Origin of the sequence: Amaricoccus sp. (genome assembly GCF_047602525.1) — a bacterium.
In the GTDB taxonomy this organism is placed as follows: domain Bacteria; phylum Pseudomonadota; class Alphaproteobacteria; order Rhodobacterales; family Rhodobacteraceae; genus Amaricoccus.
This window is the reverse complement of sequence record NZ_JASGHB010000001.1, coordinates 993793-1017146: the sequence shown is the minus strand read 5'-3', so window position 1 is coordinate 1017146 and position 23354 is coordinate 993793. Positions and strand designations below refer to the sequence as shown.

The window sequence follows — 23354 nt, the reverse complement described above, 5'->3', positions numbered from 1 at the left end:
CGGAGAGCCCCCGTGTCCTCCGGTCCTGGCTTTTCGCAGGATCGCCGTCGGTCAGCGCGTTGCGCCCACCGGCGCGATCCCCGCTTGACGAGAGGGCACCCGCCCATGTTCGAGACCCTGAGCGGCCGGCTGTCCGGCGTCTTCGACAAGCTCACCCGGCAGGGCGCGCTGAGCGACGAAGACATATCGGTCGCGCTGCGCGAGGTGCGCGTGGCGCTGCTCGAGGCCGACGTGTCGCTGCCGGTGGCGCGGGACTTCGTGAAGTCGGTGGCCGACAAGGCGCGCGGCCAGGCGGTGACGAAGTCGATCACCCCCGGGCAGCAGGTGGTGAAGATCGTCCACGACGCGCTCGTCGACATGCTGAAGGGCGACGGGCCGGCGGGCGAGCTGAAGATCGACTCGCCCCCTGCCCCGATCCTGATGGTCGGCCTGCAGGGCTCGGGCAAGACCACGACGACGGCAAAGCTCGCCAAGCGCCTGAAAGAACGCGAGGGCAAGCGCATCCTGCTCGCCTCGCTCGACACCCGTCGCCCGGCGGCGATGGAGCAGCTCGCCATCCTCGCGCTGCAGGTCGGCGTCGACAGCCTGCCGATCGTGCCCGGCCAGTCCGCCGTCGACATCGCCCGCCGCGCGAAGCAGCAGGCGGCGCTCGGCGGCTATGACGTGGTGATGCTCGACACCGCGGGCCGGCTGCACATCGACGACGAGCTGATGGCCGAGGTCGCCGCCGTCCGCGACGTGGCAAAGCCGCGCGAGACGCTGCTGGTCGTCGACGGCCTGACCGGACAGGACGCAGTGAACGTCGCCGAGCAGTTCGACGGCCGCGTGGGCGTCACCGGCGTCATCCTCACCCGCATGGACGGCGACGGCCGCGGCGGTGCGGCGCTCTCCATGCGCGCCGTCACCGGCAAGCCGATCCGGTTCGTCGGCCTCGGCGAGAAGATGGACGCACTCGAGGAATTCCACCCCGACCGCATCGCGGGGCGGATCCTCGGCATGGGCGACATCGTCGCGCTGGTCGAGAAGGCGCAGGAGACGCTGGAGGCCGAGGCCGCCGAGCGGATGATGAAGCGCTTCCAGAAGGGTCAGTTCAACATGAACGACCTGAAGGCGCAGCTCGAGCAGATGCAGAAGATGGGCGGCATGCAGGGGATGATGGGCATGCTCCCAGGCATGGGCAAGATGCAGAAGCAGATGGACGAGGCCGGCATCGACGACCGGATGCTGCGCCGGCAGATCGCGCTCATCGACTCGATGACGAAGAAGGAGCGCCGCTCTCCCGACCTGCTGCAGGCCAGCCGCAAGAAGCGCATCGCGGCGGGCGCGGGGCTCGAAGTCTCGGAGCTGAACAAGCTCCTGAAGATGCACCGGCAGATGGCCGACGTTATGAAGAAAATGGGCGGCATGTCGAAGAAGAGCCTGCTGCGCGGCGGCCTCGGCGCGATGCTCGGCCGCGGTGGCGGCGGCGGCATGGGCGCCGGCCTGCCGCCGATGCCGGGCGGCATGCCCGGTCTGCCCGGCGCCGGCGGCCCCGGGCTTGCGCTGCCGCCGGGCCTGTCCGGGCTGGGGAAGAAGAAATGACCGAGGCCAGTTCCCGCGGCGACGACATCCGCCGCGCCGCCGACCTGCTGCGCGGCCATCGCGAGTCGATCGACCGGCTCGATGCGATCCTCGTCTTCACGCTCGCCGAGCGCTTCAAGCACACCCAGGCCGTCGGCGTCCTCAAGGCGCAGCACGGCCTGCCCCCTTCCGACCCCGCGCGCGAGTCGGTGCAGATCGCGCGCCTGGAACGGCTCGCGGAGGAGGCGGATCTCGATCCCGCCTTCGCGCGCAAGTTCCTGAACTTCATCATCTCCGAGGTGATCCGCCATCACGAGCGGCATCTCGAGAACAATTCGCAAGGAGACTGACCAATGGCCATGAAGATCCGGCTCGCCCGCGGCGGGTCCAAGAAGCGTCCGCACTACTCGATCGTCGCCGCCGACTCGCGCAGCCCGCGCGACGGCCGCTTCATCGAGAAGCTCGGCACCTATGACCCGCTGCTCGCCAAGGACAACGAGAACCGCGTGAAGCTCGACGTCGAGCGCGCGCAGTACTGGCTCGGCCAGGGCGCCCAGGCGACCGACCGCGTGGCGCGCTTCCTCGAGGCGGCCGGCGTCGTGGAGAAGAAGGTCCGCTCCAACCCGAAGTCGGGTGAGCCGGGCAAGGCCGCCGTCGCCCGCGCGAAGGAAAAGGCCGACAAGGCCGCGAAGGCCGCCGAAGCCCCGGCCGCCGAGTAAAGGTCGCCCGAGCGAGGCCGGGCCGCTCATGGCGGAGCCTGCGAACCACACCTGCGTCGGCGCGCTCGCCGGCGCATTCGGCGTGCACGGCGAGGTGCGGCTCAAGTCGTTCTGCGCCGAGCCGGCGGCGATTGCCTCCTATGCGCCGCTGGTGACGGAGGACGGCCGCAGCTTTGGCGTGCGGCTGCTCCGGCCGATCCCGGGTGCCTTCGCGGCGCGGCTCAGCGGCGTCCTGACCCGGGAGCAGGCCGAGGCGCTGAAGGGGCTGCGGCTCTATGCGCCGCGCGACCGGCTGCCGCCGCTGGAGGACGACGAGTTCTATCACGCCGACCTGATCGGCCTTGCGGTGTTCGACACCGGCGGGGCCGAGATCGGTCGGGTGCGCGCCGTGCTCGACCACGGCGCGGGCGACATCCTCGAGGTCGCGCGTCCCGGCGCGGCCGAGCTGCTGGTGCCCTTTACCCGCGCCGCCGTGCCGACCGTCGATCTCGCCGGCGGCCGGCTGGTCGTCGATCCCCCGTCCGAGACCGCGGAATAGCTACCGCCGCGACGGCACCCGATTTTTTCTCCCTGGATCATGTTACCGTCGGGCAGGAATACCCGCGCGTTTTGACATGCTCAACTTTTGGAAGAAAACGATCTTGGCAACCTATACGGGTACGTCTGGCGCCGACACCGCGAATTACTCGTTCGTATACGAGCGAAACATAATAGATGGATACACCGGCGACGACCTCCTGTACGGCGGCGCCTTGCCCGACATCATAAACGGTGGTGTCGGAGAGGACGAAGTGCAGTATATCTTTTCCACCGCCAGCGTCACCGTCGACCTGACGGGTGGGCGCGGCACCGGCGGAATAGCCGCGGGCGACACCTACATCTCCATCGAGAACGTCACGGGCAGCGGATACGATGACGCCCTGCTCGGCAACGGCGCGTTCAATGTCCTTTTCGGCAGGACCGGCAACGACCTGATCCGCGGCGGGGCCGGCGGCGACCGGATGGACGGAGAGACGGGCACGGACACTCTGGACTATCGCACGTCCGACCTGGGCGTGCAGGTGGACCTCTCCTCTGGCGCCACCTTCGGGGGCGACGCGCAAAGCGACGAGATCCACAACTTTGAACGGGTCTGGGGCAGCAACTTCGCCGACGTACTGGACGGTGACGGAGGGCGCAACGTGCTGCGCGGCTTCGACGGCAACGACGTGCTGTCCGGGCTGGCCGGCGCGGACACGCTGCAAGGGCTCGTCGGCAACGACCGGCTGACCGGCGGCCTCGGCGGCGACGCCCTTGTCGGCGGCGAGGGCGCGGATATCTTCAGCTTCCGCGCTCCCGCGTCGCGGCGGCGATGCGCGACACCATCGCGGACTTCTCGTCGGCGGACCGCGACCGCATCGACCTCTCGGGCATCGACGCGAACACGTCCGCGGCCGGCAACCAGGCGTTTCACTTCCTCGTCGCCCGCGGCTTCGACGGGTCGTCGGGCGCGTTGCGCTATGGCGTGACGGCGGACGGCGTGACGACCATCGGCGATATCAACGGCGACCGCCGCGTCGACTTTGCCATCGACGTCGCCGACGTCGACGTGCTGCACCCGCGCGACCTGATCCTCTGAGGTTCTCTGCCGGCGCCCGGAAACCACTCCGCGTCACCAGAACTCCGGTGGCGCGACGTTGCGCCGGGGAGCGGGATGCGGCGCATCCCCTCCCCGGTTTGGACATGCGGACGCGCGTGTCAGATGAGCTTGCCGAAGGCGACCGAGGTGTCGGCCATGCGGTTCGAGAAACCCCACTCGTTGTCGTACCACGACATGACGCGGACGAGGGTGCCGTCCATGACCTTGGTCTGGTCCATGTGGAACACCGACGAATGCGGGTCGTGGTTGAAGTCGTGGCTGACCAGCGGCTCCTCGGTGAAGCCGAGCACGCCCTTCAGCTCGCCGTTGGCGGCTTCCTTGATCGCGGCATTGATCTCCGCGACGCTCGTCGCCTTCTTGGCGATGAACTTGAAGTCGACGACCGACACGTTCGGGGTGGGCACGCGGATCGACACGCCGTCGAGCTTGCCGTTCAGCTCGGGCAGGACGAGGCCCACGGCCTTGGCGGCGCCGGTGGTGGTCGGGATCATCGACAGCGCGGCGGCGCGGGCGCGGTAGAGGTCCTTGTGCAGCGTGTCGAGCGTCGGCTGGTCGCCCGTGTAGCTGTGGATCGTGGTCATGAAGCCCTTGTCGATGCCGACGGCCTTGTTGAGGACGTAGGCGACCGGCGCGAGGCAGTTGGTGGTGCAGGACGCGTTGGAGATGACGCGATCGTCCTTGGTGAGCGAGCCGTGGTTCACGCCGTAGACGATCGTCTTGTCGGCGCCGCCCGAGGGGGCCGACACGATCACGCGCTTCGAGCCGTTCTCCAGATGGATCTTGGCCTTCTCGCGGTCGGTGAAGATGCCGGTGCATTCGAGCGCGATGTCGACGTCGCCCCACGGCAGTTCCGCGGGATTGCGCAGGGCCGTGACCTTGATCGGGCCGCGGCCGACGTCGATCGAGTCACCCGAGACGGTCACGGTGCCGGGGAACCGGCCGTGCACCGAGTCGTAGCGGATCAGGTGGGCGTTGGTCTCGACCGGGCCGAGGTCGTTGATGGCGACCACCTCGATGTCGGTGCGGCCGGATTCGATGATGGCGCGCAGCACGTTGCGCCCGATCCGCCCGAACCCGTTGATAGCAACCTTGACGGCCATGCGTTCTTCCCCTCGTGTCAGCCTGAGCCGAGCGTCCGGCGGACGGCGCCGCGCCGACCCGCCTCGTTTTCACGCGCCGGCGACTGCCGTGCGTGCCGCGGCGCCGGGAACTCCAGGAACCCGGCCGGGGCGGCCGGCCCCGGATACAGGCCCGCGCGCATCCCTGCAAGCCACTGGACACGTGCGGCCGACTATTGGAGGGGCGGGCGGCGCGACGCCTGAGGAACCGTCCGGACGGTCGATTGACAAGCCTCCGGGGCCGGGCCACATCGGGCGCATGCTTTCACTACGGAACCTCAGCTTCACCCTCGAAGGCCGGAAGCTCTTCGATGACGCCTCGGCGCTGATCCCCGCCGGGCACAAGGTCGGATTCGTCGGCCGCAACGGCAGCGGCAAGACCACGCTGTTCCGGCTGATCCGCGGCGAGCTGGCGCTCGACTCCGGCGAGATCGAGGTGCCGAAGCGCGCGCGCATCGGCGGCGTGGCGCAGGAGGCGCCGGCGAGCGCGGTCAGTCTCGTCGACACGGTGCTGGCCGCCGACGAGGAGCGCGCGGCGCTGCTCGACGAGGCCGAGACCGCGACGGACGCGCACCGGATCGGCGAGATCCACGCGCGGCTCGCGGACATCGACGCACATTCGGCCGAGGCGCGGGCATCGTCGATCCTGGCGGGGCTCGGGTTCGACGCGGCGGCGCAGGCGCGGACCTGCGCCGAGTTCTCCGGCGGCTGGCGGATGCGGGTGGCGCTGGCCGCCGTGCTGTTCTCGCGGCCGGACGTGCTGCTGCTCGACGAGCCGACGAACTATCTCGACCTCGAGGGCGCGATCTGGCTCGAGACCTTCCTCGCGCGCTATCCGCACACGGTGCTGGTCATCAGTCACGACCGGGATCTGCTGAACCGATCGGTGGGGGCGATCCTGCATCTCGAGCGGCAGAAGCTGACGCTCTACCAGGGCCCCTACGACACGTTCGAGGACACCCGGCGGGCGCGGCTGGAACAGCAGATCTCTGAGAAGCGCAAGCAGGACGCCGCGCGCGAGCACATGCAGAGCTTCGTCGACCGGTTTCGCGCCAAGGCCTCGAAGGCGCGGCAGGCACAGAGCCGCATCAAGGCGCTGGAGCGGATGAAGCCGATCGCGGCGGTGGTCGAGGACAGCGTGACGGGGTTCAACTTCCCCACGCCGGAGGAGCTGTCGCCGCCGATCATCCGGCTCGAGGACGCGAGCGTCGGCTACGGCGGGCGGACGGTGCTGAGCCACCTCGACCTTCGGATCGACCAGGACGACCGCATCGCGCTGCTGGGGCAGAACGGTCAGGGCAAGTCGACGTTCGTCAAGCTGCTCGCCGACCGGCTGGCGCCGATGAGCGGGCGCAAGCTCGCCTCCTCGAAACTGCGCGTCGGGTATTTCGCGCAGCATCAGGTGGACGAGCTGACGCTCAACGAGACGCCGCTGCAGCACCTGCAGGCGCGGCGGCCGGAGGAGAACCCGGGCAAACTCCGGGCGCGGCTGGCGTCGGGCGGGATCGGGGCGGAGATCGCGACAACCGAGGTCGGGCGGCTGTCGGGCGGGCAGAAGTCGCGGCTGGCGCTGCTGCTCGCCACGCTCGACGCGCCGCACCTCATCATCCTCGACGAGCCGACCAACCACCTCGACATCGAGAGCCGGGATGCGCTGGTCGAAGGACTGACCGAATACGGCGGCGCGGTGATGCTGGTGAGCCATGACCCGCATCTGGTCGAGCTGGTGGCCGAGCGGTTGTGGCTGGTGAAGGACGGACGCATCCGGGCGTTCGACGACGACATGGACGCCTATCGCCGGCTGCTGCTGTCGGAGCGCGGCGGGACGCCCCGGCGGGAGGAGCGACGGGAGGAGAAGCCGCGGGCACGCGCCCTGCCCCGCTCGGAGGTGGCACCGCTGAAGGCCGAGGTCGCGAAGTGCGAGGCGCGGGTCGCAAAGCTCGAGGAGATGCGCGACGAGATCGACGGGCGGCTGGCGAACCCGCTGATCTATGCCCGCGGCGATCAGGACGCGATCGAGGCGCTGCAGAAGAAGCGCGCCGAGGTCGAGGCCGGGCTGGAGCGGGCCGAAGCCCTGTGGATGGCGGCGCTGGAGCGGCTGGAGGCGGCCGGAACATGAGGAGGCGGGCGGCATGACGGAGATCTTCGTCACCGCGTTCGTGACGCTGTTCGTCATCATCGACCCGATCGGGCTGGCGCCGATCTTCATCGCCCTGACCCGGGGGATGACCCGGGAGGCGCGCAACCGTGTCGGGCTGCGGGCGCTGTTCATCGGCTTCGTGATCCTCGCGACGTTCGGGCTGTTCGGCGAGCGGCTGCTGACGGCGATCGGGATCTCGATCCCGGCGTTCCGCATCTCCGGCGGGCTGCTGCTGTTCCTGACGGCGCTCGACATGCTGTTCGAGCGGCGGAGCGACCGGCGGGAGCGGACGGTCGACGAGACGCCGGCCGATCCTTCGGTGTTTCCGCTGGCAATGCCGCTGATCGCAGGACCGGGCGCGCTGACCACGATGATCCTGCTCGGGGCGCAGTATTCCGGGAGGGTCGCGACGATGGTGGGGATCGGCGCGGTGCTGGTGGCGGTTCTGGCCGTCACCTACGCGCTGTTCCGGTCGAGCCACCTGATCGAGCGGCTGCTCGGGCACACCGGGATCGTGGTATTGACCCGGCTGTTCGGCATCCTGCTTGCGGCGCTGTCGGTGCAGTTCGTGCTGGACGGACTGCGCGACTATGGATTTGTCGCGTCGTGAGGGGGGCGCCGTGAGGGCTGCCGCGAGGGGGCTGCGGTGACGTGGGATCCCGATACCACGATGCGGGTGCTCTATCTCGTCTGCCTGCTGGTGTTCGTCGCGGGCGGCTTGTTCTGGCGCGGGCGCAATCTGGGCCGGCGGATGCGCGACCTGCTGGTCTGGGTGCTGATCTTTGCACTGGCGGTGATCGTCTACGGCTTTCGCGACGCGCTGACGCGCGAGCTCATGCCGGCGGAAATGGCGGTGAGCGACAGCGGGGCGATCGAGCTGCGCCGGGCGTCGGACGGGCATTTCCATGCGCGGATGGAGGTGAACGGCGTGCCGGTGCGGTTCATGGTCGACACCGGGGCGAGCGAGATCGTCCTGAGCCGGAAGGATGCGGAGCGGGTGGGGATCGACGTCGACGCGCTGCAGTTCCTCGGGCGGGCGCAGACGGCGAACGGCACGGTGGCGACCGCGACGGTGCGGCTCGGCGAGGTGAAGCTCGGGGGATTGAGCGAGACCGGGATGCGGGCGAGCGTCAGCGCGGGCGGGCTCGACACGTCGCTGCTCGGGATGGCCGGGCTCGATCGGTTCGCGAAGGTGGAGATCGTCGGGGACGTGATGCGGCTGGTGCCGTGAGAGCGACGGACCTCGCGTCCGGGCCGCGTCCCGGCCGTTCGGCGCGGGTGGTTGCGGCGGGAGCGGCTTCTGGTTCGGGAGCCTCCGGCGGGAGTATTTTTCGCCAAGAAAAAGCACCGGGAGAGATGCGCGGCTGTCAGGCCTTCTGCGTCCAGCGGCCTTGTTCCTGCGCCCAGTATTTTGCCGGCAGGGCGGCGGCCTTGACGGCGCGCCAGTCCGCCCGGGCGGTCTCGACGGCGCGCTCGTCGGTGCCGTCGAAGAGCAGGCAGGTGCGCGCGAAGCGGCCCATCTCGGCCGGCGTGGCGCGGGCGCCGTCGACGAGCATCAGCACGTCGGCCCGGTTCGGCACGTCGTCGCCGGTGGTGAGCCAAACGGGTTGTGCCGGGCCGTGGCCGAGGGCGGCGGTGCCGTGCGGCAGGAAGGCGTCGTCGCGGTAGGTCCAGAGGCTGGCGTCGAGGGCGCCGAGCGCGGCGTCCGAGCCGACGCGCACGACGACGCGCCAGCCGCGCGCGAGCGAGCGCTCCAGCAGGTCGGGGAGCGTCGCCTCGAGCGGGCTGGCGGTCAGGTGGTAGAACAGCACCTCCGCCATCTGCCTCAGCCCTCGCAGCGGTCCCGGATCAGCCGGTCGAGCGCGCGCACGCCCCAGCCGGTCGCCCCCTTCGGCGCCGTCTCGGTGTCCTTGGAGACGTAGGCGACGCCGGCGATGTCGAGGTGGATCCACGGCGTGCCGTCGGCGATGAACCGCTGCAGGAACTGCGCCGCGGTGATCGAGCCGGCCGGCCGGCCACCGACGTTCGCCATGTCGGCGATGCGGCTCTTCAGCGCCTTGTCGTAGGCGGGGCCGAGCGGCATGCGCCACGCGCCTTCGTCCTCGGCGCGTGCCGCGGCGAGGAAGGCGTCGGCGAGGGTGTCGTCGTTGGCGAAGACGCCGGCCATCTCGTGCCCGAGGGCGATGATGATGGCGCCGGTGAGCGTCGCGAGGTCGACGATGCCGGTGGGCTTGAAGCGCTCCTGCGCGTACCAGAGCACGTCCGCGAGTACGAGACGGCCCTCGGCGTCGGTGTTGATGATCTCGACCGTGTCGCCCTTCATCGAGCGCACGACATCGCCGGGACGGGTGGCGGTGCCGCTCGGCATGTTCTCGACGAGGCCGACGAGGCCGACGACGTTGGCCGGCGCCTTGCGCAGCGCGAGGGTCTTCATCACGCCCGCGACGACGCCCGCGCCGCCCATGTCCATCGTCATCTCTTCCATGCCGGCGGCCGGCTTGATCGAGATGCCGCCGGTGTCGAAGACCACGCCCTTGCCGACGAGGGCGAAGGGCGCGGTGGCGGCGTCGCCGCCCTTCCACTGCAGGACGACGACCTTGCTCGGGCTTGCCGACCCCTGCCCGACCGCGAGCAGCGTGCGCATGCCGAGCCGCTCCAGCTCGGGCTCGTCCAGCACCTCGACCTCGACGCCGATCTCGCGCAGCGCCTCGAGGCGCGCGGCGAATTCGCTGGTGGTGAGCACGTTCGCCGGCTCGCTGACCAGGTCGCGGGTCAGGAAGACGCCCTCGGCCTGCGCGGCGAAGGGGGCGTAGTCGGCGGTGGCGGCGTCCGGGTCCCTGACCTCGAAGCGCACCGCGCGGTTGGGCACGGGCGCGTCGGGCTCGGCCTTGCGGTAGGCGTCGAAGGCGTAGGCCTTGAGCGCGAGGCCGAGGGCGATCTCGGCGACGCGGGCCTGTCGACCGGCGACGACGGTGAGCGGAGCGGTGGCGTTGAACTGGGCGATCGCCGCGCCGGCCCGCCGCGCGTCCGAGGGCGTCGGCTTGCGCGGCAGCTTCACCACCAGCACCGCCTCGGCGGCCACGCCCGCGGGGAAGGCGAGCGCGTGGCCGCTGCCGGCCTTGGCGCGGCCGAACTCCGGGCTCTCGACCAGCCGCAGGATCGCCCCGCCCATGGCACGGTTCAGCTTGCGGATCAGCGGATCGAGCGGCGTCGCGCCGTCGACGATCACCGCGAGACGGCCGGCGAGTGTGGCATAATTGTCGGGGGCCGTGGTGACAAAGGTGGTTTGGAGTGGCGCGGTCACGATCGGCTCCGTTAAGGTGCGGGACGGGTGAGGCCTACCGGCTTTCCGGCCCCTTGGCCAGACGCCGGGCGACCCGAAGCAGGCGGCGCGAGACCGCGACCAGAGGGGCTTGAAGGCAGCGTGAAGCGGCTCGATCGCTACATCGTCCAGGCGCTCGTCGGCGCGCTCGGGTTCTTCGTGCTGGTGTTCACCGGCGTGATCTGGTTGACTCAGGCGGTGCGCCTCGTCGACACGGTGATCGCCTCGGGCCAGGGCGCCAGGGTGTTCCTCGAGTTCTCGACGCTGGTGCTGCCGCAGGTGTTCGTCATCGTGCTGCCGCTGTCGGGAATGGGGGCGTCGCTCTATGCGCTCAACCGCCTGCACACCGACAGCGAGCTGGTGGTGATGATGGGCGCGGGCTACGGCCCGCCGGCGATGCTGAAGCCGGTGGCGATCTTCGGGCTGATGATCGGGCTCGCGATGCTGCTGGTGATGACGGTGCTGGTGCCGCGGTCGAGCGCGATCCTGTCCGAGCGGACGCAGGCGATCCGCTCGGACCTCGCGAATGCGCTGATCGTCGAACGGCAGTTCCTGCACCCCGCCGACGGTCTGACGCTGTTCATCACCGACACCGGCCGGACCGGCGAGATGGCGGGGATCTTCCTCAACGACCAGCGCGATCCGGCGCGGCCGGTGACGTACTCGGCCAAGAAGGCCCTGCTCCTGCGCGAGGGGGACGAGGCGCGGCTCGTGATGCTCGAAGGCGTGGCGCTGGCGCCCGGGTCGACGCCGACCCAGCTCACCTCGGTGCGCTTCGACCAGTTCGTGTTCGACCTGAGCGACCTGCTGAAGGAGCAGGGCTCGCGGGTGAAGCGGCCGTCGGAGTATTCGGTGCGCAAGCTCCTCGACCCGACGCCAGAGATGCTGTCCGGCGGGCGGTATTCGCTCGGCGACTACCTGACGGAGGGGCACTACAAGCTCGCCATGCCGCTGCTGGCGATGATCAATCCGCTGATCGCGCTGGTGACGCTGCTGGCCGGCGGGTTCCGGCGCAGCGGCTTCGGCCGGCGGGTGGTCGTCGCGGTCGGCGTGGGGACGCTGCTCGTCGTGCTGCTGTTCGTGGCCCGCGGCCGGGTGCCGTCGGCGCCGTCGCTCTGGCCGCTCATATACCTGCCGGCGGCGCTCGGCGCGATCTACGTCGCGGTGCTGACCCTGCGGCTCAGCCGGACGCGCGTGCCGCGGAGCGCCACGGCATGACGCTCTGGCGCTACATCCTGGGCAAGTTCCTGCGCGCGACGCTCGGCGTGTTCCTGGTCATCGCGCTTGTCGTCGTGCTGTTCTCCGGGGTCGAGAACCTGCGAAAGTACGGCGACGCGGGGGCCGCGCCGGGGGATATCCTGGTCATCACCCTGCTGCAGGCGCCGGAGGTGCTCTATCAGGTGTTCCCGCTGGTGCTGATGCTCGCGAGCCTCGTCACCTTTCTCGGGCTGGCGCGCACCAGCGAGCTGGTGGTGATGCGGGCATCGGGGATCTCGGCGCTGCGGCTGCTGCGCGTGCCGGTCCTGGCGGCGGTGGCACTGGCGATCTTCTTCGTCGCGGCGGTCAATCCCTTCGTCGCCGCCTCGATCCGGCGCGGACAGGCGGTGGAGGAGGATTTCAGCTCGTCTGCGTCGAGCCTCCTGTCGTTCTCCGCCGAGGGCGTCTGGCTGCGGCAGGCGGACCCCGACGGACAGACGGTGATCCAGGCGGCGCGCACCAACAGCGACGGGTCGATCCTCACGCGTGTCCACATGCACCGCTTCGACCGCGACGGCGCGCTCTATTCGCGGATCGACGCGCCGGCGGCGCGGCTGACGCCCGGTGCGTGGGTGCTGGAAAACGCGACGGAGTGGACGTTGCAGCCCGACGGCAGCTTTGCCCTCGCCTCGCAGGGCACCCGGCTGAGCCTCGCGACGGGGCTGACCAACGACGAGATCCTCGACAGCTTCGCGCCGCCGGAGACGGTGGGGTTCTGGGATCTGCCGCGGTTCATCCAGCAGATGGAGGAGTCGGGCTTTTCCGGGCTGAAGCACCGGCTGTTCCTGCAGACCGAACTGGCGAAGCCGGCGCTGTTCGCGGCGATGGTGCTGATCGGTGCGGCGTTCGCGCTGCGGCCGACACGGTTCGGGCAGACGGGGGTGATGATCCTGCTGGCGGTGCTGGCCGGTTTCTCGCTCTACTTCTTCAAGGACTTCGCCGAGTCGCTCGGCGCGCAGGGCGACATCCCGATCCTCGTCGCGGCCTGGAGCCCGCCGTTCGCGGCGATCCTGCTTGCGGTGAGTCTGCTGTTGCATCTGGAGGACGGATGACGATGCGAAGGACCCGCCTCCTCCCGGCGCTCGCCCTCGGCGCGGCGGTGCTCTCGGCCGGGATCCCGTCGGCCGCTCAGGCGCCGGAGCCGCCGGCGAGCCTCGTCGCGGATCAGGTGACCTATGACCGCGAGAGCGAGCGGCTGACGGCGAGCGGCAACGTCGAGGTACTCTATCAGGGTCGGGTGCTGCGCGCGGACCGGATCGTCTATGACCAGCGGGCGGACCGGATCGAGGCGGAAGGGCTGCTCCTCACCGACGCCGAGGGCGGCGTGCTGATCGCCGACAGCGCGACGATGAGCCCGGACCTGCAGAACGGCCTGATCGAGAGCGCGCGGTTGCTCATCGCCGGCAAGATGCAGCTCGCGGCGGCGGAGGCGCGGCGCGAGGGCGGCTATGACACGCTCTATCGCACGGTGGCGAGCACCTGCACGATCTGCGCCGGCGATCCGACGCCGACCTGGGCGATCCGGGCGGAACGGGTGATCCGCGACGAGCCGGCGCAGCGGATCTATTTCCAGAACGCCCGCTTCGAGCTGTTCGGCGTGCCGATCGGCTGGTTGCCGCGGGCCAGCATTCCCGAGCCGGGGGTGTCGCGCGCGAGCGGCTTCCTGCTGCCGAAGTTCCAGTCGTCCTCGCAGATCTACGGCTTTGGCGTGAAGGTGCCGTACTATCGCACGCTGGGACAGAGCGCGGACATGACGATAACGCCGTTCGTCACCAGCAGCGGCGCGCGCATCCTGGAGGGACAGTATCGCCAGCGGTTCGCCAGCGGCGGCTTCAACGTCGCGGGCTCGCTCGCCTTCGACGACGGGCTGAGCGACGAGGAGGACGGCATTCGCGGCGCGGTCTCGGCGCAGGGCGCCTTCGCGCTGCCGCGCGGGTTCACCGGCGACTTCGATCTCAACTGGGCGAGCGACGACAGCTATCTCGGGCAGTTCGACTATTCCGACGCCGACCGGCTGACCAGCACGGCGGCGATCCACCGCACGACGCTCGACGAGTACATCTCGTTCGGCACCGTCGCCTTTCAGGCGCTGGCCGGATCGGAGGACGTGGACGCGGGCACGGTGCCCTTCGCCTTCCCCGAGGTCACGTACCGCCGGCTCTACGCCACGCCCGGGCTCGGCGGCGGCACGCTCGGCGTCGACGGCGAGTCGCTCGGGATCATCCGCGAGGAAGGCCAGAACATGTTCCGCGCCGGCGGCGGCGTCGACTGGACCCGCGACGGCAACATCGGGCGCGGGGTGATGGCCGAGGCGGTGGGCAGCCTCGACTTTGCCGCCTATCGCGCCTGGGACGCGCGCGACACCGGCGACACGGAGGACTACGCCCGTGCCGTGCCGACCGGCTCCGTCGAGCTGCGCTGGCCGTGGATGAAGACGACGGGCAGCGCGCAGCACGTCATCGAGCCGATCGTGCAGGTGATCTATTCCCACGCGTTCGGCGACACGGACGTGCCGAACGAGGACAGCCAGCTGGTCGAGTTCGACGACACCAACCTGTTCTCGCTCAACCGCTTTCCCGGCACCGACCGGATGGAGACCGGCTTTCGCGCCAACCTCGGGGTGAGCTACACCCGGCAGGATCCCGCGGGCTGGTCGCTCGGACTGACCGCCGGGCGGGTGATGCGGGCCACCAAGAGCGACGCGCAGTTCTACGAGGGGACCGGCCTCGCCGGGAAGTGGTCGGACTATGTTGCGGCGGTGTCGCTGCAATTCGACTGGGGCCTCACGCTCGTCAACCGCTCGCTGTTCGATGACAGCCTCGACTTCGTGCGGAACGAGTTCGCGCTCGCCTACGACGGCGACCGGGGCAGCCTGCGGGCGGCCTATGTCTATCTCGAGGAAGACGACTCGAATCCCTTCATCGGGCCGCAGCCGAAGACGAGCGAGATTGCGCTCGACGCGCGCTATCGCTTCCTGCCCAACTGGGAAGTGCGCGGGCTCTGGCGCTATGACGCGGTGGAGCATTCCAACCTGCGGGCGGGCGCAGGGATCAGCTATGGCAACGAGTGCGCGGAGTTCGACCTTTCGCTCCAGCGCCGCTATACGTACACCGACAACCTGCCGCCCTCGACGTCCGTCGCCTTCGGGTTGAAGCTCTCGGGGTTCGGCGACGACGGTGAAACCAATTGGCCGGCGCGCGTCTGCATGCGCGGCACCTGACGGCCTGAAGGAGTGACGGATGCGGATGGTCCTTGCAGCCCGGGTTCTCACGGCCCTCGCGATCACCGTCGTGACCGCGCTGGCGGCGCCGGTCCGGGCGGCGAATCCCTATGCGCCGGCATTCACGGTGAATTCCAGCGTCGTGACCGAGTACGATATCGACCAGAGGATGAAGCTGCTCGACGCGCTCGGCGCCAACGGCGACCTGCGCAAGACCGCGATCCAGCAGCTGACCGAGGACCGGGTGAAGCTGCAGGCGGCGAAGGCCATCGGCATCACACTGCCCGAGGGCGCGATCCAGTCGGGGATCGAGGAGTTCGCCACCAACCGCGGCCTGACCGCCGACGACGTGACCGAGGTGCTGCAGGTGCGCGGCATCGACCAGCAGACGATGAACGACTTCGTGCAGTCGGGCCTGATGTGGCGCGAGGTGCTCGGCAGCCGGTTCCGGGCGCGGGCGATGCCGACCGATGCCGACCTCGACCAGGCGATGGCACTGCAGGCGAAGCGTCCGCGCGAAATGCTCTACATGGCCGAGATCGCCCTGCCCTTCGCGGAGCGGAGCGAGGCCGAGACGGTGACGCTGGCCAACCAGATTTACGCGCAGGTTTCGCGGGGCGCGAGCTTTGCCGACCTCGCGCAGCAGTACAGCCGCAGCGGCACCGCGGAGCAGGGAGGCGCGTTGCCGCCGGTCTCGGCCTCGCAGCTGCCGAGCGACTTCCGCTCGCAGGTGCTGCTGCTGCGGCCGGGCCAGACCACCCGGCCGATGCCGATCTCCGGCGGGCTCGCGCTCATCAAGCTGCTGTCGATCAAGCAGGAGCCGCCGGATGCGAAGGCGGTCGACACCCCGGAGGCGCGTGACCAGCTGCGCAAGCAGCTGTTCAGCGAGCGCATCGCCAACTTCGGCCAGGGCTATCTGCAGGAGCTGCTCGGCGACGCGCTCATCGTGCAGAAATGAGCCGGAGGCCCGTCGCAGCCCCGGGGCCGGCGCCGGTCGCGCTGACGCTCGGCGATCCGTCGGGCATCGGCGGCGAGATCGCGCTCAAGGCGTGGGCGGAGCTGGGCGGGCGGCTGCCGTTCTTCCTGATCGGTGACGTGGCGCTGATGGGGCGGATCGGCGCGAAGCTCGGCCTGCCCGTGCAGGCGATCGACGCGGCGAATTGCGCCGAGGCGGCGATGGCGAGCGGGCTGCCGGTGCTGCCGCACCCCCTGCCCGCCCTTGCCGAGCCCGGGCGGCCCGATCCGGCGAACGCCGCGGCGGTGATCGCGATCATCGCCCGCGGGGTCGAGCTGGTGCGATCCGGCGCGGCGGCGGCGCTCTGCACCAATCCGATCCACAAGAAGGCGCTGAAGGATGGCGCGGGCTTTGCGTTTCCCGGCCACACGGAATTTCTCGCGCACCTGTCCGGCGCACCGCTGCCGGTGATGATGCTGGCCGCGCCGGCGCTGCGCGTGGTGCCGGTGACGATCCACATTCCCGTGGCCGACGTGCCCGCGGCGCTGACGCCCGCGCTGCTGGAACAGACGCTGCGGGTGACGCATGCCGGGCTGCAGCGCGACTTTGGCCTGGCCTCGCCGCGGATCGCCGTGGCCGGGCTCAACCCGCACGCGGGCGAAGGCGGCGCGATGGGGCACGAGGAGGCGACCGTGATCGCGCCGGTGCTCGAGCGGCTGCGGGCCGAGGGGATGGCGATCGCCGGACCGCTGCCGGCGGACACCATGTTCCACCCGGCGGCGCGGGCGCGCTACGACGTGGCGGTCTGCATGTACCACGACCAGGCGCTGATCCCGATCAAGACGGTGGACTTCGACGGCGGGGTGAACGTGACCCTCGGGCTCGACTTCGTGCGGACGTCGCCGGATCACGGCACCGCCTATGACATCGCCGGCACCGGCGCCGCAAACCCGTCGAGCCTGATTGCCGCGATCGCCATGGCGCACGACATGGCGGCCGCACGGGCGCGGGGGTGAGCGTGGACGGGACCGGGGGGACGGCCTGCCGCCGCTGCGCGAGGTGATCGCGGCGCACGGGCTGGCGGCGAAGAAGGCGCTGGGCCAGAATTTTCTGCTCGACCTGAACCTGACGGGACGGATCGCGCGGCGGGTCGGCGATCTGGCCGGCTCGGACGTGCTGGAGATCGGGCCGGGGCCCGGCGGGCTGACCCGCGCGCTGCTGGCCGAGGGGGCGCGCAAGGTGGTGGCGATCGAGCGCGACGCCCGCTGCCTGCCGGCGCTGGCGGAAGTGGCGGCGGCCTATCCCGGGCGGCTCGAGGTGATCGAGGGCGACGCGCTGGCCGTCGACCCCCTGCCCCGGCTGGCGCCGCCGATCCGGATCGCGGCCAACCTGCCGTACAACGTCGGCACCGAGCTGCTGGTGCGCTGGCTGACGCCCGCGGCGTGGCCGCCGTTCTGGCAGAGCATGACGCTGATGTTCCAGCGCGAGGTCGCCGAGCGGATCGTGGCGGCGCCCGGGTCCAAGGCGTATGGGCGGCTGTCGATCCTTGCGCAGTGGCGGACGGAAGCGCGGATCGCCTTCGAGATCCCGGCGCGCGCCTTTACCCCGCCGCCGAAGGTGACGAGCGCGGTGGTGCATCTCGAGCGGCTGGATGCGCCGCGGTTTCCGGCAGACGCGGCGGTGCTGAGCCGGGTGGTGGCGCTCGCCTTCGGACAGCGGCGCAAGATGCTGCGAGCGAGCCTCAGGCCGCTGGGCGAGGCCGAGGCGCTGCTCGACGCCGCCGGGATCGCACCGACCGAGCGGGCGGAACAGGTGTCGCTGGAGGGCTTCTGCCGCCTGGCGCGACTGGTCGCGGCGCGGCAGGCGTAGCGCGCGCGCCCCGGGGTCGCGCCCCGGAGCGCGGAGAGCCGGTCACTCGCTCGGGGCGGGCTCCGGCTCCGGCTGCGGCGCGGACGCGTCGTCAGTCGCGGAGACCGCCGGCTGGGTCTTGCGGCGGCGGGCGCGCGGCTTCTTCACCGGCTCGGCCTGCGGCTCGGCGAGCTGAAGCTCCTCCTGCGGCGCGGCGTCCGACGCCGGGACAGGTTCGGCGACCGGCTCGGGAGCCGCTGCGACGGCGAACTGCGGCGCGGGTTCGAACGCCGGCGGCGTCGGCACGAAGTCAGGCTGCGGCGCAGCGGCCTCCGGCGCCGGCTGGGCGGCGGGTTGGGCGTGGCCGTTCATCCGCGGCTCGCGGTCCCGGCGCTGGAAGCCGTTCTCCTCATAGCCGCGACGACCCTCCGGCGTCTCGATCGGGCCGGAGTCGAAGCTGTCGTCGGTGTCGATCATGGTCAGGCCCGAGGCCATGTTCGGCTGCTGCTGCTGCGGCTGACGCCGCTGCTCGAAGCCGCCGTCCTCGCGGTCACCGTCGCGCTCCTGGCTGGCGCGAGCCTCCTGCTGGGCGCGCTGGGCCTCGCCAAGGATGCGGCTGTAGTGCTCGGAGTGCTGGAGATAGCTTTCCGCGGCAACCCGGTCGCCAGCCAGCTGCGCGTCGCGGGCGAGCGCCTGGTACTTGTCGATGATCTGCTGCGGCGTGCCGCGAACCTTGCCATCCGGGCCCGCGCTCTCGAACACGCGGTTGATGATGTTGCCCATATTGTTACGGCGTTGATTGTTGTTGTTATTATTGTTGTTATTATTGTTATGGTTGCCGTTGTTGCCGGTCTTGTTGCGCGACCGCGACTTGTTAGAAGGTCTCATGCCGTGAGATGTCCGCCATTGGTGGCTTGGGGGGAAGAGACTGACCGCCCCTGCGGCAGCCGGCAAACGTCCCCATGTGTCAGTGCACTTATCCGATCCGCCATGCGTCCCAAGCGTGGGTAATCGCCGGACGCCCGCGGCAGGATCTCATCGACATATAGGCGAATGGCCGAAAAACACAAGCGAAAAACCCGCGCCTCAACCGGGCAGCGAGGCCGAGACCACCCGGTCGCGCCCGTCGAGATCCGGATGGACCGCAATCCCGGCGAGGCCGGCGCCCGCGAGCAGCGCCGAGACGGCGGCGGCTTGCGTCGGACCGATCTCGAAGAGCGCGCGCCCGCCCGGCGCCAGCAGGCCGGGGAGCGCCGGGGCGATGGCCGCATAGCTCTCGAGCCCGTCCGGGCCGGGGGTGAGCGCGTGGCGCGGCTCCCAGTCACGCACGTCGGGCGCGAGTGCCTCGACCTCGGCCGCGGCGATGTAGGGCGGATTGGAGACCACGAGATCGAAGCGCCCACCGATGCCGTCGGCCCAGCTCGTCGCCAAGAGGCGGGCGCGCGCCGCGACGCCGAGGCGCCCGGCGTTGGTGGCCGCGACCGCCAGGGCGGCGGGGTCGATGTCGGTGCCGACGCCGGCGGCCTCCGGCCATTCGGCAAGCAATGTCAGCAGGATGGCGCCGCTTCCTGTGCCGATGTCGAGGAGGCGCGCGGCGGGGCCGCCCGCCAGCGCGAACTCGACCAGCGCCTCGGTTTCCGGGCGGGGATCGAGGACGGCGGCGGTGACGGTGAACTCTCGCCCCCAGAACGATCGGCGGCCGACGATCTGCGCGACCGGCCGGCGGCGTTCGCGCTCCCCGAGCATCCGGGCAAACACCTCCGCCGCGCCGGTCGTCATGGGGTCGCCGGCGAGAAGCGTCAGCCGGTCGGGCGCAACGCCGAGCGCCGCCGCCATCAGCCGGCGGGCGTCCCGCGCCGGGTCCGGGACACCGGCCGCCGCGAGGCGCGCCGCCCCGGCGGAGAGTGCGGCGCGAACGGTGGCCTCCGTCACGGATCGAGCTCGGCCAGCCGCGCGGCCTGATCCGCGAGCGCGAGCGCCGAGATCACCTCGCCGAGGTCGCCCTGCATCACCTGATCGAGCTTGTAGAGCGTCAGGCCGATGCGGTGGTCGGTGATGCGGCCCTGCGGGAAGTTGTAAGTGCGGATCCGCTCCGAACGGTCGCCCGACCCCACCTGCCCCTTGCGGGCCGCCGCGCGGGCCGCGTCGGCGCTGGCGCGCTCGCGGTCGTAGAGCCGGGCGCGCAGCACCTGCAGGGCGCGGGCGCGGTTCTGGTGCTGCGACTTTTCCGAGGAGGTGACGACGATTCCGGTCGGCAGGTGGGTGATGCGCACGGCGGAATCGGTGGTGTTGACGTGCTGGCCGCCGGCACCGGACGACCGCATGGTGTCGATGCGGATGTCGGACGCCGGAATGTCGATCTCCACCTCCTCCGCCTCGGGCAGCACTGCGACCGTGGCGGCGGAGGTGTGGATCCGGCCACCGGATTCCGTCTCGGGCACGCGCTGCACCCGGTGGACGCCGGATTCGAATTTCAGCGCGGCAAAGACCCCCCTGCCGCTCACCTCGGCGACCAGCTCGCGGTAGCCGCCAATTTCGGTCGGCGCCGCCTCGACCACCTCGAAGCGCCAGCCGCGCGCCTCGGCGAGGCGCTGGTACATGCGGGCGAGGTCGGCGGCAAAGAGCGCCGCCTCCTCGCCGCCGGTGCCGGCGCGGATCTCGAGGATCGCAGAGCGCTCATCGGCCGCGTCCTTCGGCAGCAGCGCGAGCTGTACCGCGTGCTCGGCCTCCGGCAGTTCGGCGGCGAGGCGAGCGGCCTCCTCGTCGGCAAGCTCGCGCATCTCCGGGTCGGCGCGCAGCCGCTCCACCTCGTCGCGCTCGGCGGCAAGCGCGCGATAGTGCCCGATCGCCTCCACCACCGGCCGCAGCTCGGCATACTCGCGCCCGAGCGCGGCGAGATCGCCCGCGGCGGCGCCGTCGGCCATGCGGGCCTCGAGGAACTCGAAGCGGGCGCGGATCTGGTCGAGCTTTTCTGCCGGGACCATGGCTCAGGCCGTCCGTGCCGGGAGGCGCCGGAAGGTGGCGAGCGCGGTCAGGCAGGCAAGCACGCCGGCCGTGGCGATCGCGGCGACCATGGGCAGCGCCGTCCCGTCGAAGAACGGCCCGGCAGCGGCGATCATCAGGCCGCCCGTCAGCATCTGCAGCGTGCCGCCGAGCGACGACGCGAGGCCGGCAATGTCGGGATGCGGGTCGAGCGCCATCACCGCGACGGTGGGGATGACGAGGCCGAGGAAGGCGTTGGCGACGAAGAGCATGGCGACGATGACCGGCAGGCTGTCGAAGCCGGCAACGACGAGCAGCACGAGCAGGCAGGCCGTGATGGCGAAGGCCGTGACGGCGAGGCGGACCACACGGCCCATGCCGTAGCGCTCGCCGAGCGAGGCGGCGGCCTGGGTCGCGGCGAAGAAGCCGATGGCGTTGAGCGCGAAGGCGATGCTGAAGCCGGTGGGCGAGAGGCCGAACTGCTCGGTGTAGACGAACGAGGCGCTGGCGATGAACACGAAGAAGCTCGCCATGCCGAAGCCGCCGATGAAGGTGAGGCCGAGGAACTGCGGGTCGCGCAGCAGGCGAAGGGTGCCGGCGGCGAGCTGGCGCGGGCGGGCCGGCACGCGCCGCCCGGGCGGCAGGGTTTCTTCCAGCGCGAACGCGGTCAGCACGAGGCTGAGCGCGGCGGCGAGCCCGAGGACGCCGAAGATCGCGCGCCAGCCGGCGACCGCCATCACGCCGCTGCCCGCGAGCGGCGCGAGCATCGGCGAGACCGAGATGACGAGCATCACCGTCGCCATCAGGCGGGTGGCGGCGGGGCCGGTGTGCAGGTCGCGGATGATCGCCCGCGGGATGACCATCCCCACCGCGGCGCCGAGCCCCTGCACCAGCCGCGCGGCGACGAGCGCACCGATCGTGGGCGCGAAGGCACAGGCGACAGTGCCCGCGAGGAAGATCACCAGCCCGACGTAGAGCGGCGGCTTGCGGCCGAACTGGTCGGAGAGCGGGCCGTAGGCGAGCTGGCTGATGCCGAAGGCGGCGAAGAACACCGAGAGCGTCGCCTGCGTCGCCTGCGGGATGGCGCCGAGGTCGGCGGCGACCTTGGGCAGCGCCGGCAGGTACATGTCGATCGCGAACGGCCCGACGGCGCCGAGCAAGCCGATCACCAGCGCGATGCGGAACATGGGTTCAGTCCTCTGGCAGGGCACCCGGGGCAGGCGCCCGGCGCGGCGCGCGCCGGCTTATGCCCGAAAGGCGGTGCGATGTCCACCGCGGGGCGCGCGCGCCGGGCCGCGTTCCGGGAAGCGGCGCGCGGGTGGGTGGCGTTGCGAGGGGGCTTTCCGCCCCCTCCTGGCCTCCGGCCAGTTCACCCCCGAGAGTATTTGTCGCCAAGAAAAAGCCCGGGACGGCCGTGTGTCCGCCGCCCGGCTTGTCGACGGCTACTCCGCCGCCTTGGCCGCGGCTGCCGCTTCTGCCTCGCGTTCGGCTTCGATCTCGATGGCGCGCTTTTCCACCAGCTCGACGATATGATCGACCATGCCGGCGTTGCCGAGCTTGTGATGCTGGCGGCCCGCCAGATAGACCATGCCCGAGCCCGCGCCGCCGCCGGTGAAGCCGACATCGGTCATCAGCGCCTCGCCGGGGCCGTTCACGACGCAGCCGATGATCGAGAGCGACATCGGCGTCTTGATGTGTTCCAGCCGTTTTTCAAGGACTTCCACCGTCTTGATGACGTCGAATCCCTGCCGGGCGCAGGAGGGACAGGAGATGATGTTGACGCCGCGGTGGCGCAGGCCGAGGCCCTTCAGGATCTCGAAGCCGACCTTCACCTCCTCGACCGGATCGGCGGAGAGCGACACGCGCAGCGTGTCGCCGATGCCCATCCAGAGCAGGCTGCCGAGGCCGATGGCGGACTTCACCGTGCCCGACATCATGCCGCCCGCCTCGGTGATGCCGAGGTGGATCGGCGCGTCGGTCGCCTCGGCGAGGCCCTGGTAGGCCGCGGCCGCGAGGAACACGTCGGACGCCTTCACGCTGATCTTGAACTCGTGGAAGTCGTTGTCCTCGAGGATGCGGATGTGGTCGAGGCCGGACTCGATCATCGCCTCGGGGCACGGCTCGCCGTATTTTTCCAGCAGGTGCTTCTCGAGGGAGCCGGCGTTGACCCCGATGCGCATGGAGCAGCCGTGGTCGCGGGCGGCCTTGATGACCTCGCGCACCCGGTCGGCGCTGCCGATGTTGCCGGGGTTGATCCTGAGGCAGGCAGCGCCGGCCTCGGCGGATTCGATGGCGCGGCGATAGTGGAAGTGGATGTCAGCGACGATCGGCACCGGGCTTTCGCGGACGATCTCGCGCAGCGCGCGGGACGATGCCTCGTCGGGGACGGAGACGCGGACGATATCGGCGCCGGCGTCAGCAGCGGCCTGGACCTGCGCCACCGTCGCGGCGACGTCGGTCGTGAGCGTGTTGGTCATGGTCTGCACGCTGATCGGCGCGCCGCCCCCGACCGCAACGGGCCCGACGTGGATCTGCCGCGAGACGCGGCGGTCGATGTTCCGCCAGGGGCGGACGGGATTGTGGCTCATCTGAAG

The 23354-nt window shown here is 70.7% G+C and carries 22 protein-coding genes and 1 pseudogene; 15 read left to right on the top strand and 8 right to left on the bottom strand.

Annotated features, from left to right (window positions below):
• Positions 1–105: 105 nt before the first annotated feature.
• The 6 genes and pseudogenes from ffh to QM699_RS05435 all read left to right on the top strand — a co-directional run bounded on the left by ffh (position 106) and on the right by QM699_RS05435 (position 3897).
• Positions 106–1581 carry a signal recognition particle protein gene (ffh, locus tag QM699_RS05460; protein WP_415010166.1) on the top strand — a complete coding sequence of 492 codons (1476 nt, stop codon included), beginning with the start codon at positions 106–108 and terminating at the stop codon, positions 1579–1581.
• Positions 1578–1910 carry a chorismate mutase gene (locus tag QM699_RS05455; RefSeq protein WP_415010165.1) on the top strand — a complete coding sequence of 111 codons (333 nt, stop codon included), beginning with the start codon at positions 1578–1580 and terminating at the stop codon, positions 1908–1910. The genes ffh and QM699_RS05455 overlap by 4 nt, the downstream gene beginning before the upstream one ends.
• Positions 1911–1913: 3 nt before the next feature.
• Positions 1914–2279, top strand: a complete 366-nt coding sequence (gene rpsP / locus QM699_RS05450) for a 30S ribosomal protein S16 (RefSeq protein ID WP_415010164.1) — start codon at positions 1914–1916, stop codon at positions 2277–2279.
• A 28-nt stretch (positions 2280–2307) separates the two neighbouring features.
• Entirely contained in the window at positions 2308–2817 is a 510-nt protein-coding gene (rimM, locus tag QM699_RS05445; protein ID WP_415010163.1) for a ribosome maturation factor RimM, read from the top strand.
• 76 nt (positions 2818–2893) lie between these two features.
• Positions 2894–3586 (top strand): annotated as a pseudogene (locus QM699_RS05440) (calcium-binding protein); the annotation flags it as partial.
• 44 nt (positions 3587–3630) lie between these two features.
• Complete coding sequence (locus QM699_RS05435; RefSeq protein WP_415010162.1) at positions 3631–3897, top strand: M10 family metallopeptidase C-terminal domain-containing protein; 267 nt, start codon at positions 3631–3633, stop codon at positions 3895–3897.
• Between the two features lie 119 nt (positions 3898–4016).
• Here QM699_RS05435 and gap read toward each other — a convergent pair whose 3' ends face one another.
• On the bottom strand, positions 4017–5018 hold the full coding sequence (gene gap / locus QM699_RS05430) for a type I glyceraldehyde-3-phosphate dehydrogenase (RefSeq protein ID WP_415010161.1): 1002 nt from the start codon (positions 5016–5018) through the stop codon (positions 4017–4019).
• 277 nt (positions 5019–5295) lie between these two features.
• Here gap and QM699_RS05425 point away from each other — a divergent pair, with 277 nt between their 5' ends.
• The 3 genes from QM699_RS05425 to QM699_RS05415 are packed head-to-tail and all read left to right on the top strand — an operon-like array spanning position 5296 to position 8407.
• A complete protein-coding gene (locus tag QM699_RS05425) occupies positions 5296–7155 on the top strand; it encodes an ABC-F family ATP-binding cassette domain-containing protein (RefSeq protein ID WP_415010160.1) in 1860 nt (619 codons plus the stop codon).
• 13 nt (positions 7156–7168) lie between these two features.
• On the top strand, positions 7169–7786 hold the full coding sequence (locus QM699_RS05420) for a MarC family protein (protein WP_415010159.1): 618 nt from the start codon (positions 7169–7171) through the stop codon (positions 7784–7786).
• 36 nt (positions 7787–7822) lie between these two features.
• Positions 7823–8407: a TIGR02281 family clan AA aspartic protease gene (locus QM699_RS05415; protein ID WP_415010158.1), complete on the top strand. Its 585-nt coding sequence runs from the start codon at positions 7823–7825 to the stop codon at positions 8405–8407.
• Positions 8408–8543: 136 nt separating this feature from the next.
• On the opposite strand, the gene QM699_RS05410 is transcribed toward QM699_RS05415, so the two are convergent.
• Positions 8544–8996, bottom strand: coding sequence for a DNA polymerase III subunit chi (locus QM699_RS05410; RefSeq protein WP_415010157.1), 453 nt, complete (start codon positions 8994–8996; stop codon positions 8544–8546).
• A gap of 5 nt (positions 8997–9001) precedes the next feature.
• Positions 9002–10480, bottom strand: coding sequence for a leucyl aminopeptidase (locus QM699_RS05405; RefSeq protein ID WP_415010156.1), 1479 nt, complete (start codon positions 10478–10480; stop codon positions 9002–9004).
• 120 nt (positions 10481–10600) lie between these two features.
• Between QM699_RS05405 and QM699_RS05400 the strand changes: the two genes are divergently transcribed.
• From QM699_RS05400 to rsmA, 6 genes are read left to right on the top strand one after another with little or no spacing between them, the layout of a single operon-like run.
• Positions 10601–11716, top strand: coding sequence for an LptF/LptG family permease (locus QM699_RS05400; protein WP_415010155.1), 1116 nt, complete (start codon positions 10601–10603; stop codon positions 11714–11716).
• Positions 11713–12807 (top strand): LPS export ABC transporter permease LptG, encoded by a 1095-nt coding sequence (gene lptG, locus QM699_RS05395; RefSeq protein ID WP_415010154.1) that lies wholly within the window; start codon positions 11713–11715, stop codon positions 12805–12807. The genes QM699_RS05400 and lptG overlap by 4 nt, the downstream gene beginning before the upstream one ends.
• A 2-nt stretch (positions 12808–12809) precedes the next feature.
• Complete coding sequence (locus tag QM699_RS05390; RefSeq protein WP_415010153.1) at positions 12810–14975, top strand: LPS-assembly protein LptD; 2166 nt, start codon at positions 12810–12812, stop codon at positions 14973–14975.
• A gap of 19 nt (positions 14976–14994) precedes the next feature.
• Complete coding sequence (locus QM699_RS05385; RefSeq protein WP_415010152.1) at positions 14995–15933, top strand: peptidylprolyl isomerase; 939 nt, start codon at positions 14995–14997, stop codon at positions 15931–15933.
• Positions 15930–16946 (top strand): 4-hydroxythreonine-4-phosphate dehydrogenase PdxA, encoded by a 1017-nt coding sequence (gene pdxA, locus QM699_RS05380; RefSeq protein ID WP_415010151.1) that lies wholly within the window; start codon positions 15930–15932, stop codon positions 16944–16946. Before QM699_RS05385 ends, pdxA begins: the two co-directional genes overlap by 4 nt.
• A 25-nt stretch (positions 16947–16971) precedes the next feature.
• Entirely contained in the window at positions 16972–17799 is an 828-nt protein-coding gene (rsmA, locus tag QM699_RS05375; RefSeq protein ID WP_415012703.1) for a 16S rRNA (adenine(1518)-N(6)/adenine(1519)-N(6))-dimethyltransferase RsmA, read from the top strand.
• 42 nt (positions 17800–17841) lie between these two features.
• Here the strand turns inward: rsmA and QM699_RS05370 are convergent, their stop codons facing one another.
• The 5 genes from QM699_RS05370 to ispG all read right to left on the bottom strand — a co-directional run bounded on the left by QM699_RS05370 (position 17842) and on the right by ispG (position 23348).
• Entirely contained in the window at positions 17842–18666 is an 825-nt protein-coding gene (locus tag QM699_RS05370) for a DUF4167 domain-containing protein (protein ID WP_415010150.1), read from the bottom strand.
• Between the two features lie 198 nt (positions 18667–18864).
• Positions 18865–19710 (bottom strand): peptide chain release factor N(5)-glutamine methyltransferase, encoded by an 846-nt coding sequence (gene prmC / locus QM699_RS05365; RefSeq protein WP_415010149.1) that lies wholly within the window; start codon positions 19708–19710, stop codon positions 18865–18867.
• Complete coding sequence (gene prfA, locus QM699_RS05360; protein WP_415010148.1) at positions 19707–20762, bottom strand: peptide chain release factor 1; 1056 nt, start codon at positions 20760–20762, stop codon at positions 19707–19709. Before prfA ends, prmC begins: the two co-directional genes overlap by 4 nt.
• A gap of 3 nt (positions 20763–20765) precedes the next feature.
• A complete protein-coding gene (locus QM699_RS05355; RefSeq protein WP_415010147.1) occupies positions 20766–21947 on the bottom strand; it encodes a multidrug effflux MFS transporter in 1182 nt (393 codons plus the stop codon).
• Between the two features lie 255 nt (positions 21948–22202).
• On the bottom strand, positions 22203–23348 hold the full coding sequence (gene ispG / locus QM699_RS05350) for a flavodoxin-dependent (E)-4-hydroxy-3-methylbut-2-enyl-diphosphate synthase (protein ID WP_415010146.1): 1146 nt from the start codon (positions 23346–23348) through the stop codon (positions 22203–22205).
• Positions 23349–23354: the final 6 nt, after the last annotated feature.

Excerpts from the sequence above, each read along its gene's own strand:
- QM699_RS05435 (WP_415010162.1), top strand. The coding sequence starts at position 3,631 with ATGCGCGACACCATCGCGGACTTCTCGTCGGCGGACCGCGACCGCATC.
- rpsP (WP_415010164.1), top strand. The coding sequence starts at position 1,914 with ATGGCCATGAAGATCCGGCTCGCCCGCGGCGGGTCCAAGAAGCGTCCG.
- ispG (WP_415010146.1), bottom strand. The coding sequence starts at position 23,348 with ATGAGCCACAATCCCGTCCGCCCCTGGCGGAACATCGACCGCCGCGTC.
- QM699_RS05425 (WP_415010160.1), top strand. The coding sequence starts at position 5,296 with ATGCTTTCACTACGGAACCTCAGCTTCACCCTCGAAGGCCGGAAGCTC.
- QM699_RS05455 (WP_415010165.1), top strand. The coding sequence starts at position 1,578 with ATGACCGAGGCCAGTTCCCGCGGCGACGACATCCGCCGCGCCGCCGAC.
- QM699_RS05355 (WP_415010147.1), bottom strand. The coding sequence starts at position 21,947 with ATGTTCCGCATCGCGCTGGTGATCGGCTTGCTCGGCGCCGTCGGGCCG.
- rimM (WP_415010163.1), top strand. The coding sequence starts at position 2,308 with ATGGCGGAGCCTGCGAACCACACCTGCGTCGGCGCGCTCGCCGGCGCA.
- ffh (WP_415010166.1), top strand. The coding sequence starts at position 106 with ATGTTCGAGACCCTGAGCGGCCGGCTGTCCGGCGTCTTCGACAAGCTC.
- QM699_RS05390 (WP_415010153.1), top strand. The coding sequence starts at position 12,810 with ATGCGAAGGACCCGCCTCCTCCCGGCGCTCGCCCTCGGCGCGGCGGTG.
- QM699_RS05410 (WP_415010157.1), bottom strand. The coding sequence starts at position 8,996 with ATGGCGGAGGTGCTGTTCTACCACCTGACCGCCAGCCCGCTCGAGGCG.
- QM699_RS05385 (WP_415010152.1), top strand. The coding sequence starts at position 14,995 with ATGCGGATGGTCCTTGCAGCCCGGGTTCTCACGGCCCTCGCGATCACC.
- QM699_RS05420 (WP_415010159.1), top strand. The coding sequence starts at position 7,169 with ATGACGGAGATCTTCGTCACCGCGTTCGTGACGCTGTTCGTCATCATC.
- QM699_RS05370 (WP_415010150.1), bottom strand. The coding sequence starts at position 18,666 with ATGAGACCTTCTAACAAGTCGCGGTCGCGCAACAAGACCGGCAACAAC.
- pdxA (WP_415010151.1), top strand. The coding sequence starts at position 15,930 with ATGAGCCGGAGGCCCGTCGCAGCCCCGGGGCCGGCGCCGGTCGCGCTG.
- prfA (WP_415010148.1), bottom strand. The coding sequence starts at position 20,762 with ATGGTCCCGGCAGAAAAGCTCGACCAGATCCGCGCCCGCTTCGAGTTC.
- lptG (WP_415010154.1), top strand. The coding sequence starts at position 11,713 with ATGACGCTCTGGCGCTACATCCTGGGCAAGTTCCTGCGCGCGACGCTC.
- gap (WP_415010161.1), bottom strand. The coding sequence starts at position 5,018 with ATGGCCGTCAAGGTTGCTATCAACGGGTTCGGGCGGATCGGGCGCAAC.